Genomic DNA, 15,224 nt, shown 5'->3' with positions numbered 1-15,224 from the left:
GGGGGCCCTGAATTCACCCGAACTCACCCCGTTCGCACCCGGCCGATCGATCGTCCCGCACATATCCCGCTGACCTGTAACCGCACGGCGCTGATGCGCCCGAATCCCGGTGTCGGCGCGCCCCGGTTACCCACCGTGATCTCATAGCCGCAAACCCGGGCCTCCAACCGCGTCGGCGCCCCCTCCCAGTCACCGTCGGTGACTAGCAGGGTGCAACCTCTATGACGGGCCCGGGCCACCACCGCCCGCGCCCGTGTCCGTGACACCCGCTGGCCATCAAGGCCGAGCACCACCAGGTCCATGCCATCGATGAGCACCGCCGCCACCTCCACCGGATCCGTTCCGGGATCCGGGATGACCGCGAGCCGGCTCAGATCCGCCCCCATCTCCACGGCGGCGAGCAGTCCGATATCCGGCTGGCCGACAATGGCGGCGTTGCCACCGGCCGCCGTCACCGCGGCCACCATGTTCAGCAGCAGTGACCGGGCCCCGGACAGCACCGCTACCGTGCCCCGGGGCAGGGCCACCCCAGCCACCCCAGCCGGAATCGCCAGCGGGTCAGCGGAAGGCTCGACGGCTTTCCCAGCCGGCTTCCCGGACAACACGGCGATCTGCCGACGCAGCGATTCCAGCTGTTCAGCACGGTTTTCGTGCCGCCGATCGGAGGCCAAAGCCGTGGTCATGACAGGCCTCCTACCGACTTTCCAACCGAGCATTTTCGAAAATATGTTCGATAGGGTCGAGTAAACACCGCGGCCACGAACCCCGTCAAGACAGCCCTCAAACGCCCATGAGACGCTGCATTGTGCGGTCCCGAAAAACCCTCTCAGCGCTGGCGGCGCTCCTGGTGGCGTGCGGCGGCTCGTCTTCCTGGGTGGCGCCGGCCCCCGCCAGAGGCGAGGAACCAGCATGCCGGCCGGCGGAGATATTCGCCACCAACAACACCGCCGTCAGCACCGATCCCGACTCCAGCCAATCGCACGACCAGTTGCAGCTGTTCGAGATGCAAGCTGCCGCCACGATCGCGCAAAACGGTGCGGCGATGACGGGATCGAGAATGGTCAATGGGGTGCTGTGGTCAGACGAGCTGCACCAGAACACCTACGAGCGCTCGCGCGAATTCCACGTGTGCGTTGTCGATGCACCCACGTTGCACAACGTCGCCGAGGCGCTGCGCAACCAATTCGACCAGGGATCTGTGCTGACCTTCGAATACCTACCGCAAGGTGCGCCCGCGGCGAACGCCTTCACCATTGACGTGCCGGACATCGATGCCCCGCGCTTGGGCCAGGCGCTGATGGCCGATGCGGTTGCCCGGGACCGACTGCTGGGCGGATCGATCACCACTGACGACCACACCCTGATCCTGGTCGCCGGCAACGATGATGTGGATATCGCGCGTCGGCTCGTCAACGAGGCCGGGGGCTGCTGGCGCGCCGCGACCATCACCTACGGCAGGCGCGAACTCGTCGAGACTTAAACCACCGCGACTCGCGCCGGCGCGTCTTCGCAACCGGTTAAGTGTCGCGGCTCTCTTATTCCCACTCTTATTCCCACTCGATGGTGCCCGGCGGCTTGCTGGTGACATCCAGTACCACGCGGTTGACCTCGGGCACCTCGTTGGTGATGCGGGTCGAGATGCGCTCGAGCACCTCGAAGGGCACCCGGGTCCAGTCAGCGGTCATGGCGTCCTCGCTGGACACCGGCCTCAGCACGATCGGATGCCCGTAGGTGCGGTTGTCGCCCTGCACTCCGACCGAGCGGACATCGGCCAGCAGCACCACCGGACACTGCCAGATCTGGTTGTCCAGGCCCGCCGCGGTCAACTCCTCGCGTGCGATCGAGTCGGCGCGACGCAGCGTGTCCAGCCGCTGCCCGGTGACCTCCCCGACGATCCGGATGCCCAGGCCCGGCCCCGGAAAAGGTTGGCGCGCAACGATCTCCTCCGGCAGACCCAACTCCCGCCCGACCGCGCGCACCTCGTCCTTGAACAGCAGCCGCAACGGCTCGACCAGGGTGAACTTCAGATCGTCGGGCAGACCGCCGACATTGTGGTGGCTCTTGATGTTGGCGGTGCCGCTGCCTCCGCCGGATTCCACCACGTCCGGATACAGCGTGCCCTGCACCAGAAACTCGATGTCGCGGCCATCCAGCACATCGCGCACCGCGCCCTCGAACGCCCGGATGAACTGGCGACCGATGATCTTGCGCTTGCCCTCGGGGTCGGTCACACCCGACAGGGCCGCCAGGAAGGTGTCGGCCACGTCGACGGTGACCAGATTGGCCTTGGTCGCGGCCACGAAGTCGCGCTCCACCTGCGCACGCTCGCCGGCACGCAACAACCCGTGATCGACGAAGACACAGGTCAACCGGTCACCGATGGCGCGTTGCACCAGCGCCGCGGCCACCGCGGAATCCACCCCACCGGACAGTCCGCAGATGGCGTGGCCATCGCCGATCTGCGTGCGTACCTGCTCGATCAGCGCATTGGCGATATTGGCGGGGGTCCACCGGGCGCCGATCCCGGCGAAGTCATGCAGAAACCGGCCGAGGATCTGTTGCCCGTGCGGGGTGTGCATCACCTCCGGGTGATATTGCACCCCGGCCAGGCGTCGCTCCCGGTTCTCGAAGGCGGCCACCGCGGCACCGGCGCTGCTGGCCACGACCTCGAATCCGTCCGGGGCCGCGGTGACCGCGTCACCGTGGCTCATCCAGACCGGCTGGATGTCGGGCAAGTCTGAATGCAAGTCGCCGCCAAGGACTTTCAGCTCCGTCCGGCCGTACTCGCTGGTCCCGGTATGAGCGACCGTTCCGCCGAGCGCCTGTGCCATCACCTGGAAGCCATAGCAGATCCCGAACACCGGCAGACCCAGGTCGAACAGCGCCGGATCAAGCTGCGGAGCGCCCGGCGCATACACGCTGGCCGGCCCCCCGGAAAGCACCAGCGCCAGCGGGTCACGGGCCTTGATCTCCTCGATCGAGGTGGTGTGCGGGATCACCTCCGAGAACACCCGCGCTTCCCGGACCCGGCGGGCGATCAATTGCGCATACTGCGCACCGAAATCCACCACCAACACCGGCCGGCCCACCGGTCCAGCCACATCGAGGTCAACGGGTTCTGCCACGGGCAATCAGTCTAGAGGCTGAGCACCAGTGGGTTCGCCGACCGGTGCTGCCTCACCCGCCGGCACCGATTCCCGACACTAGGACCGGCTGGCGGCGCCCCTGGCTCGCGGCGAATTCCCCGACAACGAAAACGCGGTACACAGCGCGTCGATGGCGCCGGAGTCGCCATCGAAGTCGATCCGCCCCAGGGCCGCTTTTCGGGTGCCTTCGTCTGCCCCCAAACGGGCCGTGACAAGGTCTAGCGCAGCGGCGGTGATCGTCACCGTCGGGGCCCCGCGGGCGGGCCCGAGGCGGCCGCGCTCCACCGCGAACTCGAAACGGCGCCCGTCGATCTCGGCACGGTAGGTCGCAGCCAACCCCGGGGCGCGGGCCGGGTCGAAGCCCAGCAGGATTCCGGAGAGGAAGCCGTTCAACGGCGAAACCACGCTCGAGTCGTCGATCGGATCAATGAGGTCCAGGCCGAACCACGCGAGGGTCTGCAAGACCGGCAACACCCGCCGCCAGCCGCCGTCGCTGAGGGTGTAGACGGTCCGCCCGATCGGCGGGGGCAATTCGGTTCGGTCGACGAGCCCGCGCTCTTGGAGCTCGGCGAGTCGCTGCGCCAGCAAGTTGGTTGCAATGCCGGCCAACTCGGCGCGCAGGTCGCCGTAGCGGCGGGGCCCGCCGACCAACTCGCGCAGGATCAGCAAGGTCCACCGCTCCCCGAGGATGTCGAGCCCGCGGGCGATGGGGCAGTTCTGGTTGTAGTTGCGGGCAGACACTGTGTCACCCTACCACCAGAGACACTTTACTCAAGTTTATACTTGATTTATTTGTCTATCAGCTTTATCGTCTTGTCCATGCGTATTCAGCCCGTCTTCCGGGATCACCCGATCCCCGCGCTTGCCGTTATCTGCCTATCCGTCTTCGTGATCAGCGTGGACGCCACAATCGTCAACGTCGCCCTGCCCACGCTGTCGCGCGAACTGGAGGCAGATACCGCACAACTGCAGTGGATCGTCGACGCGTACACCCTGGTCATGTCGGGACTGCTGCTGTCGGCCGGCAGCCTTAGCGACCGCTACGGCAGGCGAGGCTGGCTCAGCGCCGGCCTCATCTTGTTCGCGCTCACTTCCGCCATTGCCGCACAGGTGAATTCGGCGGATACGTTGATTGCGGCGCGCGCCGCCATGGGCGTCGGAGCCGCGGTCATCTTTCCGACCACGCTGGGATTGATCACCAACATCTTCACCGACCCGGTTCCGCGCGCCAAGGCGATCGGGCTGTGGACGGCCATGGTGGGCGTCGGGGTCGCCGTCGGACCGATCACCGGCGGCTGGCTGCTCGAACACTTCTCCTGGGGCTCGATTTTTTTGGTGAACGTTCCGATCGCGGTCGCAGCCATGGCCGGCGCCATCCTGTTCGTACCGACCTCCCGCGACCCGGCGGCACCCCGCGTCGACGTTCCCGGCCTGATGCTGTCCGCGGTCGGCATCACAGCGCTGGTCTACACCATCATCGAAGCGCCCAACTGGGGATGGACCAGCACCCGCGCCAGCGGCGGCTTCATCGCGGCGGCAATCGTTCTCGTGGGATTCGCGCTGTGGGAGTGGCGCAGCAGCCATCCGATGTTGGACGTATCAGTGTTCGCCAACCGCCGGTTCTCCGGTGGCAGCCTGGCAGTGACCGCGGGCTTTTTGACGCTGTTCGGGTTCATCTTCGTCATCACTCAGTACTTCCAATTCATCAAGGACTACACGGCATTGCAGACCGGGGTGCGGTTGCTACCGGTCGCCCTCTCGATTGCACTGGCCGCCATCCTGGGACCCCGCCTGGTGGAACGGGTGGGCACCACCGCCGTGGTCGCCGCCGGCTTGGCGGTGTTCGCCGCCGGGCTGGCGTGGGCGTCCACAGCCGACGCGACAACCCCGTATACCCAGATCGCACTGCAGATGCTGCTGCTGGGCGGCGGCCTGGGCCTCACCACCGCGGCGGCCACCGAGGCGATCATGGGATCGTTGCCGGCCGACAGGGCCGGAGTCGGCTCGGCGGTCAACGACACCACCCGCGAACTCGGCGGCACCCTCGGCGTCGCCATCGCGGGCAGCGTCTTCGCATCCGTCTACTCCGGCCAGCTCGGCTCGGCGTCGGCCTTGGCCACCCTCCCGTCCGACGTGCGTTCGGCCATGAAAGGTTCGATGGCGGTGGCGCACAAGGTGATCGACCAGTTGCCGGCCGGACCGGCCGCCGGGGTACGCGACGCCGTCAATCATGCGTTCCTGGACGGCCTGCAGGTCGCAACCCTGGTCTGCGCCGGCATCGCACTGGCAGCGGCGATCGTTGTCGGCTGGCTACTGCCGGCCCGGGCCGGGCAACCGACACCAGCACAGACCGAGCCGGCACTCGCGCAGGCCTAACCGGCCGGGCCGGCCCGCAGGCACAACCACGCCGCGTCGGCAAGGATCGCCGCGTCAGCGGTATTCGGGGGGTCGGCGAGGTTGCCGAGCAACCAGGCCCGCACCAACTCCTGGGCCGGTTCCAGCCAGAGCGCCTGGCTGTGCGCCGGGCTCAGGGGGTGTAGCGCCCCGTAGTGAGCGTGCGGGCGCCACCACGTCTGCACGGCGGTCGCGAAGCGCTCGTTGTGCAACCTCAGCTCGCCGGCGGCCGCGCGGTGCACGGCGGGCTCAGTCATCGTGATGAGAAATCGCGCCATCTCCGGGTGCTCGGTGCACCAGCTCAGGTGCATGCCGACAATCCCGCGCACCGCCGACTCCGCATCCGGGTAGCGCGCCAGATCCTTGAGCAACGCCTGCTGGTAACGCGTTACGCAGTCGACGTAGACGGCCGCCGCCAGCACTTCCTTGCTCGGGAAATGGTGGAAAAAACTGCCATTGCTGACACCGGCATCGCGCTGGATCTGCCGCAGTGCGGTGGCGTCGATGCCTTGGCTGAGAAACCGATTCAGCGCGGCCTCGGTGATCGCCGCGCGCCGATCACCGCCGGCACGGGCGGTTGTCCGGGTGCCGGCCATGCTGCCAGAGTAACACTCTGGAAAACTAGAGAATTACTCTAGGAGTGCCCATGCACCGAGAACAGGCCATCGAGCTGGCCGAGCGGCTCTTGCAAGCCTGGAACACCCAGGAAGTGGACCGCGTCGTCGGCTGCTACACCGCCGACGTTCGCTATCGCGACCCGAACACCCGCGGCTTCGTGGAGGGGTCTGCGGCCCTGCGCCACTACTTGACGAAGCTTTTCGACCGCTGGCAGATGCACTGGACCTTGCGAGAGGCCTATCCCCTGCGCCACGAGGACGGCGCCGCGGTGCTCTGGCGGGCCAGCTTCCGGTTCATCGGCCGCGATACCGAGGTCGAGATCGACGGCATGGATCTGGCTTTGACGCACGGCGATCGGCTGAGCCGAAATGACGTCTACTTCGATCGCACGCCATTGCAGCGCCTGGCCATCCTCGCCGCCTGACCCCACCAGACAACGTATCTCCGGGCTTTTCCGGATCGGTGCACCAATAACCTGCACGAGCGTCCGAAGCCGACGCGACGCACCTGCACGTAGCGGCCGCGTTTGGTACACCGGTGGGCAGTAACCCTGCGCGGTACCCGAGCGGGCATGGTGAACTGGTAGCGCCCGAACAACCCGGAAGCGAGGTCCCCCGTGCTGGGTCTCCCAGAGAAGGTCCGTTCCTGTCTGTTTGACCTGGATGGTGTGCTCACCGACACCGCCAGCGTCCATACCAAGGCCTGGAAAGCCATGTTCGACGCATACCTCTCCGAGCGTGCCGAGCGCACGGGCGAGCAGTTCGTCCCCTTCGACCCGGCCGCCGACTACCGGCAGTATGTGGACGGCAAGAAGCGAGAAGACGGGGTGCGCTCCTTTCTGAGCAGTCGGGGAATCCAGCTTCCCGACGGCAGTCCCGATGATCCCGGCGACCTCGAAACGGTGTACGGCCTGGGCAACCGCAAAAACGACATGTTCCAAAAGGTGCTGAAGAAAGACGGCGTGGATGTGTTCGAGGGTTCCCGGCGCTATCTCGAGGCAGTCTCGGCCGCGGGCCTGAGCATCGCCGTGGTGTCGTCGAGCGCCAATACCCGCGACGTGCTCGAAATCACCGGCCTGGACCGGTTCATCCAACAGCGGGTGGACGGCGTGAGGTTGCGCGAGGAACACATCGCGGGCAAGCCGGCTCCCGACTCCTACCTGCGGGGAGCGCAGCTGCTCGACACCGCCCCGGATGCGGCCGCAGTGTTTGAGGACGCAATTTCGGGCGTGCAGGCCGGTCGGGCCGGTAACTTCGGCTACGTGGTGGGTGTTGACCGAGTGGGCCAGGCGCAAGATTTGCGGCGCAACGGCGCCGACGTCGTAATAACCGATCTCGCCGAACTGCTGCAGTCATGATCAGCGAAGAAGCCTTTCCCGTCGAACCGTGGCAGGTTCGCGAGACGCGGCTGGACTTGAATCTGCTGGCCCAGTCCGAGTCGATCTTCGCCCTGTCCAACGGGCATATCGGCTTGCGCGGCAACCTCGACGAGGGTGAGCCCTACGGCCTGCCGGGCACCTACCTCAACTCGTTTTTCGAGATCCGCCCGCTGCCCTATGCCGAAGCCGGGTACGGCTACCCGGAGGCCGGCCAGACCGTCGTCGACGTCACCAACGGCAAGATCCTGCGACTGCTGGTCGACGACGAACCCTTCGACGTGCGCTATGGCGAATTGCTCTCCCATGAGCGCATTCTCGATCTGCGCGCCGGAACACTGACCCGCCGCACCCACTGGCGCTCGCCGGCGGACAAGCAGGTCAAGGTCGTATCGACCCGGCTGGTATCGCTGTCGCATCGCAGCGTCGCGGCCATCGAGTACATCGTGGAGGCCGTCGACGACTTCGCCCGGATAACCGTGCAGTCCGAACTGGTCACCAACGAGGACCAGCCGGAAACCTCGGATGACCCGCGCGTGTCGGCAATCCTGGAGCACCCGCTGCAGGCCGTCGACCACGAGAACACCGAGTGCGGAGCGCTTCTGATGCACCGCACCCACAGCAGCGCCCTGATGATGGCCGCCGCGATGGACCACGAGGTCGAGGTGCCCGGGCGGGTCGAGATCACCACCGACGCACGTCCCGACCTGGCCCGCACCACGGTGATCTGCGGGCTGCGGCCCGGACAGAAACTGCACATCGTCAAGTACCTGGCATATGGCTGGTCAAGTTTGCGTTCGCGCCCCGCGCTGCGCGACCAGGTCGCCGGGGCACTGCACGGTGCCCGCTACAGCGGTTGGCAGGGACTGATCGACACGCAGCGCTCCTACCTCGACGAGTTCTGGGACAGCGCGGACGTCGAGGTGGAGGGCGACCCGGAGTGCCAGCAAGCGGTACGGTTCGGGCTTTTCCACCTGTTACAGGCCAGCGCCCGCGCCGAGCGCCGGGCGATCCCGAGCAAGGGGCTGACCGGAACCGGCTATGACGGCCACGCTTTCTGGGACTCGGAAGGCTTCGTGCTGCCCGTGTTGACCTATACGGCACCACACGCGGTGGCCGACGCATTGCGGTGGCGGGCCTCGACATTGGACCTCGCCAAGGAGCGCGCGGCCGAACTCGGTCTGGACGGAGCGAGCTTTCCCTGGCGCACCATCCGCGGGGAGGAATGCTCGGCCTACTGGCCGGCCGGAACGGCCGCCTGGCACATCAACGCCGACATCGCCATGGCATTCGAGCGGTACCGCACCGTCACCGGCGATCATTCGCTGGAAAAGGATTGTGGCCTAGCGGTTTTGATCGAGACCGCCCGGCTGTGGATCTCGCTCGGCCACCACGACCGCCACGGTATCTGGCACCTGGACGGGGTCACCGGACCCGACGAGTACACAGCGATCGTTCGGGACAACGTCTTCACGAATCTGATGGCGGCCCACAACCTGATCACCGCGGCCGACGCCTGTCTGCGCCACCCCGAGGCCGCCCAGGACATGGGTGTCACTACCGAAGAGACGGCGGCCTGGCGGGATGCGGCCGACGCGGTGAACATCCCCTACGACGAAGAACTGGGCGTACACCAGCAGTGCGAGGGGTTCACCACCCTGGCCGAGTGGGACTTCGAAACCAATACGACCTACCCGCTGCTACTGCACGAGGCCTATGTGCGCCTCTACCCCACCCAGGTGATCAAGCAAGCCGATCTGGTGCTGGCGATGCAGTGGCAGAGCCACGCGTTTACGGCGGAGCAGAAGGCCCGCAATGTCGACTACTACGAGCGTCGCATGGTGCGCGACTCGTCGCTGTCGGCGTGCACCCAGGCGGTGATGTGCGCAGAAGTCGGGCATCTGGAGTTGGCCCACGACTACGCCTACGAGGCGGCGCTGATCGACCTGCGCGATCTGCATCGCAACACCCGCGACGGCCTGCACATGGCGTCGCTGGCCGGGGCCTGGACCGCGCTGGTCGGCGGTTTCGGCCGGCTGCGCGACGACGAGGGCATCCTGTCCATCGATCCGCAGCTGCCCGACGGCATTTCGCGATTGCGGTTCCGGCTGCGTTGGCGCGGATACCGGCTGACCGTCGACGCCACCCACGCCAACGTCACCTTCACCCTGCGGGACGGCCCGGGCGCGGAACTGACCATCCGCCATGCCGACAAGGATCTCGGGCTCAGCTCGGCCAAGCCGACCACCATTGCGGTGCACAAGCACAAACCGCTATTGCCACCACCATCCCAGCCACCAGGTCGCGAGCCGGTACACCGGCGCAACATGGCCGCCAAGTTGTGGGCTTCAACCGCGACCTGACGGTTCGATGATGCGCGCGACCTCATCGGTCACCGCCTGCCGCAGATCGGCGTCGGCCAGTTCGTCCAGACCGGTCGCCGAGCGCAGCATGGGTTCGAACAGGCGCCAGCCCAGGCGCAGCGCGATGGCATTGGCGACCGCCAGCCACGCGGTGGTGTCGTCGCCGTGATGGACACGCACCTGGTCGAGTAGCTCGGCGACATTGGGAAAGCGCGTCTGCAGCTGCTCGGCCGGATATCCGTCGAGCAGGGTGCGCGCCCACACTCGCATCTGCCGATCCAGCGCCCGCTCGAGGCCATCGGCGGGTGTCCCCGCACGCAACAGCTCCGTCAGGTGGGTGCCCAGGTAGTCAAGCACGGCCCCGACCAGTTGTTCTTTTGCGCCGAAGTGGCGAAACACCAACCCGTGGTTGACCTTCGATCGGGCCGCGATATCGCGGATGGACGTCGCCGCCGGGCCCCGCTCGGCGAACAGGTCCGCGGCGGCTTCCAGCACCGCCGCGGCCACCTCTTCCCGTCCAGTGGGGGTCTTTCGAGAACGGATTGCCGAACCTGTAGTCACACGACTACACTAGCCGATGTAGTCAATTGACTACACCCTACGTTTGCTTAAGGAACAGCAATGACAGACCCGGTAACAGTCAAGAAGCTCGGCAGCCGGATAGGCGCCCAAGTCGATGGGGTCAGCCTCGGAGCCGATCTCGACGCGGCCGCCGTCGACCAGATCCGCGCGGCACTGCTCGAGCACAAGGTGATCTTCTTCCGCAACCAACACCACCTAGATGACCAGCAACAACTCCAGTTCGCCGGGTTGTTGGGCACTCCGATCGGCCACCCGGCCGCGGCAGCCGCGCTGCCCGATGCGCCGATCATCACGCCGATCAACTCCGAGTGAGGCAAGGCCAACCGCTGGCACACCGACGTCACCTTCGCCGCGAACTATCCGGCGGCCTCGATCCTGCGCGCGGTCACTCTGCCCAACTACGGCGGGTCGACCCTGTGGGCGAACACCGCGACGGCCTACGCCGAACTACCCGAACCGCTCAAGTGCCTCGTGGAGAACCTGTGGGCACTGCACACCAACCGCTACGACTACGTGGCCAACGAGGCGGTCCAGGCATTGACCGACACCCAACAGGCGTTCCGGCAGGCATTCCAGAAACCCGATTTCCGCACCGAACATCCGGTGGTGCGGGTGCACCCCGAAACGGGCGAACGCACGCTGTTGGCCGGCGACTTCGTCCGCGGTTTCGTCGGTCTGGACAGCCAGGAATCGAGCGCGCTGTTCGAACTGCTGCAACGGCGAATCACCTCGCCAGAGAACACCATCCGCTGGAATTGGGAATCAGGTGACGTGGCCATCTGGGATAACCGGGCAACCCAGCATCGGGCCATCGACGACTACGACGACCAGCATCGGCTGTTGCACCGGGTGACGCTGATGGGCGACGTTCCGGTCGACGTGCACGGGCAGCGCAGCCAAGTGATCAGCGGAGCACCGCTGGCGCTGGCCGGCTAGCCGCCTGCGCGCCGCCCGGCGTCAGCCCGCGCTGCTGACCCGGCTGACCGGATCGATGGGCAGCCAGCGCAGCGCGCCGGGCGCGTCGGCGGGCACCACCGGGTGTTCCGGCTGAACCGGGGACAGCCGACTGTAGCCGTCGCCCTGCAGCGGCCGCTCATCGTTTTGGCCCTTGTTGGGCCAGAGCGAGGCGGCACGCTCGGCTTGTGCGGTGATGGACAGCGAGGGGTTGACACCAAGGTTCGCCGAGATCGCGGCACCGTCGACCACGAACATCGTCGGGTAGCCGTAGACGCGGTGATACGGGTCGATGACCCCGCTGTCGGGGTTGTCGCCGATCACCGCACCACCCAGGAAGTGCGCGGTCAGCGGGATGTTGAACAACTCACCCCAGGTACCGCCGGCCACCCCGTCGATCTTCTCGGCAATGCGGCGGGTCACCTGGTTGCCGACCGGGATCCAGGTCGGGTTCGGTTCGCCGTGCCCCTGCTTGCTGGAATACCAGCGGATGCCCAACTTGCCGCGCTTGGTGAACGTCGTGATCGAGTTGTCCAGGTGCTGCATGACCAGCGCGATTACCGTGCGCTCGCTCCACTGCCGGGGGTTGATCAGCCGGAACATCCTGCGCGGACTCTCCCCGGCCTGGTCGAGCAGCTGGCGCCAACGCGCCACGTCGGTGCCGCTGGGACCGGAACCGTCGGTCATCAGCGTCTGCAACAACCCCATCGCGTTGGAGCCCTTGCCGTAGCGGACCGGCTCGACGTGGGTATCCGGCGTCGGGTGAATCGACGACGTGATCGCCACCCCGTGGGTCAGGTCCAGGTCCGGATTCACCTTCAACGTCGCGGCGCCGACGATGGATTCGGAGTTGGTTCGGGTCAGTACGCCCAGCCGCTTGGAAAGCCTGGGCAACTTGCCCTTGTCCCGCATCTTGAACAGCAGATGCTGGGTCCCCCAGGTGCCGGCGGCCAAGATCAGGTACGAGGCGGTGAAGGTACGCCGGTCCCGTCGTGCCCAACTGCCGGTGCGAACCGTCCGAACCTCCCACAGCCCGTCCGGCCGCTGCTCGAAGCCCTTCACCGTGGTCATCGGAATCACCTCGGCACCAGCCGATTCCGCCAGACCAAGGTAGTTCTTCACCAGGGTGTTCTTGGCGCCATGGCGACAGCCGGTCATGCACTCGCCGCATTCGGTGCAGCCGGTTCGCGCGGGGCCGGCACCGCCGAAGTAGGGGTCGGGCACCGTCTTGCCCGGCGTCTTGGTGCCGTCGGGACCGAAGAACACCCCGACCGGGGTGGGCACCCAAGTGTCACCGAATCCCATCTCGTCGGCGACTTCCTTGACGATGCGGTCCGCGTCGGTGAACGTCGGGTTTTTCACCACGCCCAGCATCCGCTGCGCCTGCTGGTAGTGCGGCATCAGCTCGTCGCGCCAGTCGGTGATGTGTTTCCACTGCTGGTCGTTGAAGAATGGGTCCGGCGGAACGTAGAGCGTGTTGGCATAGTTCAGCGATCCGCCGCCCACCCCCGCGCCGGCCAGGATCATCACGTTTTTCAGCGGGTGGATGCGCTGGATGCCGTAGCAACCCAGCTTGGGCGCCCACAGGAATTTGCGCAGATCCCAGGATGCCTTGGCGAATTCGGCATCACTGAAGCGCCGGCCGGCCTCCAGCACGCCGACCCGGTAGCCTTTCTCCGTCAGGCGCAGCGCACTCACACTGCCCCCGAAACCCGAACCGATAATCAAGACGTCGTAATCCGGCTTCATGGCTGCAGTATGACCTTCTTTACATTCGATCCGCTACGGGGCACCCGATACTTCACTACACGCTATTCGCACGCCGGTGCGGCCGCGCCTAGTTGAAGAAACCCGACTGGTCATCGCCGGTGTTGAAACCGCCCGAGCTGTTGGTGCCCGAGTTCGAGATGCCCGAACTCAACGCACCCGAGTTGGCGATGCCGAAGGTGGTGTTGCCCGAGTTGGCGATTCCCGCGTTGCCAAAGCCCGTGTTGAACAGGCCCACCTGGTAGTCGCCCACGTTGTTGATTCCCGAGGTAAAGCCGAAGGTTGTGGCGACGTTCATAAAGCCCGAGGTGGCGTCCCCCGAGTCATTGAAGCCCGAGACGCCCGCGCCGGTGTTACCGAAACCCGAGATCGAACCCGGTTGGGTATCGGGACTGCCGATGCCCGTGTTCACGCTGCCCGCGTTGAACAGACCCGTATTGGTGGAGCCGGAGTTGAAAAAGCCGGTGTTCACGTAGCCGGAATTGAAGCTGCCGGTGTTTCCGCCGTTGGGGCCATTGTCGCCGCCGGAGTTGAAGCTGCCGGTGTTCTCGGTGCCCGAGTTGCCGAAGCCCAGGTTGCCGCCACCGCCGTTGCCGACGCCGACGTTGGCGGCACCCCCATTACCAAACCCGAGGTTGAAGTTGCCCCCGTTACCGAAGCCGGTGTTGACCCGGCCGGCATTCCAAAAGCCCGTGTTGGTGTCACCCGCGTTCGCGAAACCGAAGTTCCCATCCCCGGAGTTGAAGAAACCCACGTTGTTGCTGCCCGAGTTGAAGAACCCCACGTTGTTGTCACCGGAGTTGCCCAAACCGATGTTTCCGATGCCGCCGTTGAGTCCGGCGAGGTTGATGCCCACCTGGTTGTTTCCGGTCAGGCCGAAGCCGATGTTGTTGTCGCCGTTGTTCCCGAAGCCCAGATTGTTGCTGCCGAGGTTGCCAAAGCCCACGTTGGAAAAGCCGTTGTTCCCGCTACCCAGGTTGGTGTCACCAAGATTTCCGTTGCCGAAGTTGGCGTTGCCAAGGTTGCCGCTGCCCAGGTTGGCATCGCCGACGCGGTTTCCGAAGCCGAAGTTTCCCTGGCCGAGAAAGTTTCCGAAGCCCACGTTTGCGTTGCCTAGATTTCCGCTGCCCCAGTTCAGATTCCCGCGGTTACCGTTGCCGAAATTGGTGTTGCCGGTGTTACCGCTACCCAGGTTGAAGAAGCCGTTGTTCCCGCTACCCAGGTTGGCATTTCCGGTGTTTCCGCCGCCCAGATTGAGGTTGCCGGTGTTTCCACCGCCCAGGTTGAAGTCGCCGATGTTGCCGATGCTCAGGTTTCCCACACCGGTATTGCCAATGCTCAAGCCCGGGATGACCGACGCGGCCGGGCCGGCCAGCCCCTGCAGCGCCTGCTGCCACGACGCCAATCCCGACGCCGCGGCGGATGCCCCGCCGTGATAGCCCAGCATCGCGGCGACGTAGGCGGCCCACATCTGCTCATAGCTGCCCTCGGCCGCCGCGATCGCCGGGGCGTTCTGCCCGAACAAGTTCGTCAGCACCAGCTGCACCAGCGCATTTCGATTCGCCGCAACCGCCGACGGGTGGATCATGGCCGCCCGCGCGGCCTCAAACGCGCCGACCACCTCTTTGGCCTGAAGCGCTGCCGCGCCAGCCCGCACCGCCGCAGCATTGAGCCAGCTCACATAGGGCGCGGCGGCGGCCGACATCGCCGCTGCCGCCGACCCTTGCCACGACGAACCCACCAACCCCGACGTCACCGAGCCAAACGATTCGGCGGCCGATCCCAACTCGACCGCCAGCCCATCCCAGGCCATGGCCGCGCTCAACATCGGCCCCGACCCGGCACCAGCAAACATCCGCGCCGAATTGATCTCGGGGGGCAACATCGGAAAGTTCATTTCAGCAGTCCCTTCCCGGAACCGAGCCGTCGAGCCCGACCCGTTCGCTGGGCACCACCGGTACCCGGCGCACGGGCTTGTTTGCTAGCCGCAGCCCATTGCGCTAACTGCGGACCATACTCGGATAC

General features: G+C 66.1%; 12 protein-coding genes and 1 pseudogene. 6 read left to right on the top strand and 7 right to left on the bottom strand.

The annotated features are described in order from the left end of the window. Positions 1–23 precede the first annotated feature (23 nt). Entirely contained in the window at positions 24–683 is a 660-nt protein-coding gene (locus G6N41_RS13425) for a hypothetical protein (RefSeq protein WP_020732025.1), read from the bottom strand. A gap of 107 nt (positions 684–790) precedes the next feature. Here G6N41_RS13425 and G6N41_RS13420 point away from each other — a divergent pair, with 107 nt between their 5' ends. Continuing rightward, positions 791–1,480 (top strand): hypothetical protein, encoded by a 690-nt coding sequence (locus tag G6N41_RS13420; protein WP_198967604.1) that lies wholly within the window; start codon positions 791–793, stop codon positions 1,478–1,480. Positions 1,481–1,547: 67 nt separating this feature from the next. Here G6N41_RS13420 and guaA read toward each other — a convergent pair whose 3' ends face one another. Both guaA and G6N41_RS13410 read right to left on the bottom strand, forming a co-directional pair. Further along, on the bottom strand, positions 1,548–3,125 hold the full coding sequence (guaA, locus tag G6N41_RS13415; protein WP_020727355.1) for a glutamine-hydrolyzing GMP synthase: 1,578 nt from the start codon (positions 3,123–3,125) through the stop codon (positions 1,548–1,550). 78 nt (positions 3,126–3,203) lie between these two features. Beyond that, a complete protein-coding gene (locus G6N41_RS13410; RefSeq protein WP_198967603.1) occupies positions 3,204–3,887 on the bottom strand; it encodes a winged helix-turn-helix transcriptional regulator in 684 nt (227 codons plus the stop codon). Positions 3,888–3,965: 78 nt separating this feature from the next. Here G6N41_RS13410 and G6N41_RS13405 point away from each other — a divergent pair, with 78 nt between their 5' ends. Further along, positions 3,966–5,522: a DHA2 family efflux MFS transporter permease subunit gene (locus G6N41_RS13405; RefSeq protein WP_198967602.1), complete on the top strand. Its 1,557-nt coding sequence runs from the start codon at positions 3,966–3,968 to the stop codon at positions 5,520–5,522. Here the strand turns inward: G6N41_RS13405 and G6N41_RS13400 are convergent. Further along, positions 5,519–6,136 carry a TetR/AcrR family transcriptional regulator gene (locus G6N41_RS13400; protein ID WP_198967601.1) on the bottom strand — a complete coding sequence of 206 codons (618 nt, stop codon included), beginning with the start codon at positions 6,134–6,136 and terminating at the stop codon, positions 5,519–5,521. The genes G6N41_RS13405 and G6N41_RS13400 overlap by 4 nt on opposite strands. Before the next feature lie 50 nt (positions 6,137–6,186). On the opposite strand from G6N41_RS13400, the gene G6N41_RS13395 reads away from it, so the two are divergent. The 3 genes from G6N41_RS13395 (at position 6,187) to G6N41_RS13385 (ending at position 9,896) form a co-directional block, all read left to right on the top strand. Beyond that, positions 6,187–6,582 (top strand): nuclear transport factor 2 family protein, encoded by a 396-nt coding sequence (locus tag G6N41_RS13395; protein WP_020732020.1) that lies wholly within the window; start codon positions 6,187–6,189, stop codon positions 6,580–6,582. 192 nt (positions 6,583–6,774) lie between these two features. After that, the gene (locus tag G6N41_RS13390; protein WP_198967600.1) at positions 6,775–7,515 is read left to right on the top strand and encodes a beta-phosphoglucomutase family hydrolase; all 741 of its coding nucleotides are present in this window, start codon (positions 6,775–6,777) and stop codon (positions 7,513–7,515) included. Further along, complete coding sequence (locus G6N41_RS13385; RefSeq protein WP_198967599.1) at positions 7,512–9,896, top strand: glycoside hydrolase family 65 protein; 2,385 nt, start codon at positions 7,512–7,514, stop codon at positions 9,894–9,896. Before G6N41_RS13390 ends, G6N41_RS13385 begins: the two co-directional genes overlap by 4 nt. On the opposite strand, the gene G6N41_RS13380 is transcribed toward G6N41_RS13385, so the two are convergent. Further along, positions 9,882–10,457 (bottom strand): TetR/AcrR family transcriptional regulator, encoded by a 576-nt coding sequence (locus G6N41_RS13380; protein ID WP_198967598.1) that lies wholly within the window; start codon positions 10,455–10,457, stop codon positions 9,882–9,884. The genes G6N41_RS13385 and G6N41_RS13380 overlap by 15 nt on opposite strands. A 60-nt stretch (positions 10,458–10,517) precedes the next feature. Here G6N41_RS13380 and G6N41_RS13375 point away from each other — a divergent pair. Next, a pseudogene (locus tag G6N41_RS13375) lies at positions 10,518–11,414 on the top strand (TauD/TfdA dioxygenase family protein). 21 nt (positions 11,415–11,435) lie between these two features. On the opposite strand, the gene G6N41_RS13370 reads toward G6N41_RS13375, so the two are convergent. Further along, positions 11,436–13,181: a GMC oxidoreductase gene (locus G6N41_RS13370; RefSeq protein WP_198967597.1), complete on the bottom strand. Its 1,746-nt coding sequence runs from the start codon at positions 13,179–13,181 to the stop codon at positions 11,436–11,438. An 88-nt stretch (positions 13,182–13,269) separates the two neighbouring features. After that, positions 13,270–15,096: a PPE family protein gene (locus tag G6N41_RS13365; protein WP_198967596.1), complete on the bottom strand. Its 1,827-nt coding sequence runs from the start codon at positions 15,094–15,096 to the stop codon at positions 13,270–13,272. Positions 15,097–15,224 lie beyond the last annotated feature (128 nt).

This window comes from Mycobacterium shottsii (assembly GCF_010728525.1).
In the GTDB taxonomy this organism is placed as follows: Bacteria; Actinomycetota; Actinomycetes; order Mycobacteriales; family Mycobacteriaceae; genus Mycobacterium; species Mycobacterium marinum.
The sequence above is the reverse complement of the archived record's forward strand: the minus strand, read 5'-3'. Positions and strand labels throughout refer to the sequence as shown.

Coding starts and splice junctions, on each gene's coding strand:
- G6N41_RS13425 (WP_020732025.1), bottom strand. CDS start 683: ATGACCACGGCTTTGGCCTCCGATCGGCGGCACGAAAACCGTGCTGAA.
- G6N41_RS13420 (WP_198967604.1), top strand. CDS start 791: ATGAGACGCTGCATTGTGCGGTCCCGAAAAACCCTCTCAGCGCTGGCG.
- G6N41_RS13405 (WP_198967602.1), top strand. CDS start 3,966: ATGCGTATTCAGCCCGTCTTCCGGGATCACCCGATCCCCGCGCTTGCC.
- G6N41_RS13400 (WP_198967601.1), bottom strand. CDS start 6,136: ATGGCCGGCACCCGGACAACCGCCCGTGCCGGCGGTGATCGGCGCGCG.
- G6N41_RS13395 (WP_020732020.1), top strand. CDS start 6,187: ATGCACCGAGAACAGGCCATCGAGCTGGCCGAGCGGCTCTTGCAAGCC.
- G6N41_RS13385 (WP_198967599.1), top strand. CDS start 7,512: ATGATCAGCGAAGAAGCCTTTCCCGTCGAACCGTGGCAGGTTCGCGAG.
- G6N41_RS13370 (WP_198967597.1), bottom strand. CDS start 13,181: ATGAAGCCGGATTACGACGTCTTGATTATCGGTTCGGGTTTCGGGGGC.
- G6N41_RS13365 (WP_198967596.1), bottom strand. CDS start 15,096: ATGAACTTTCCGATGTTGCCCCCCGAGATCAATTCGGCGCGGATGTTT.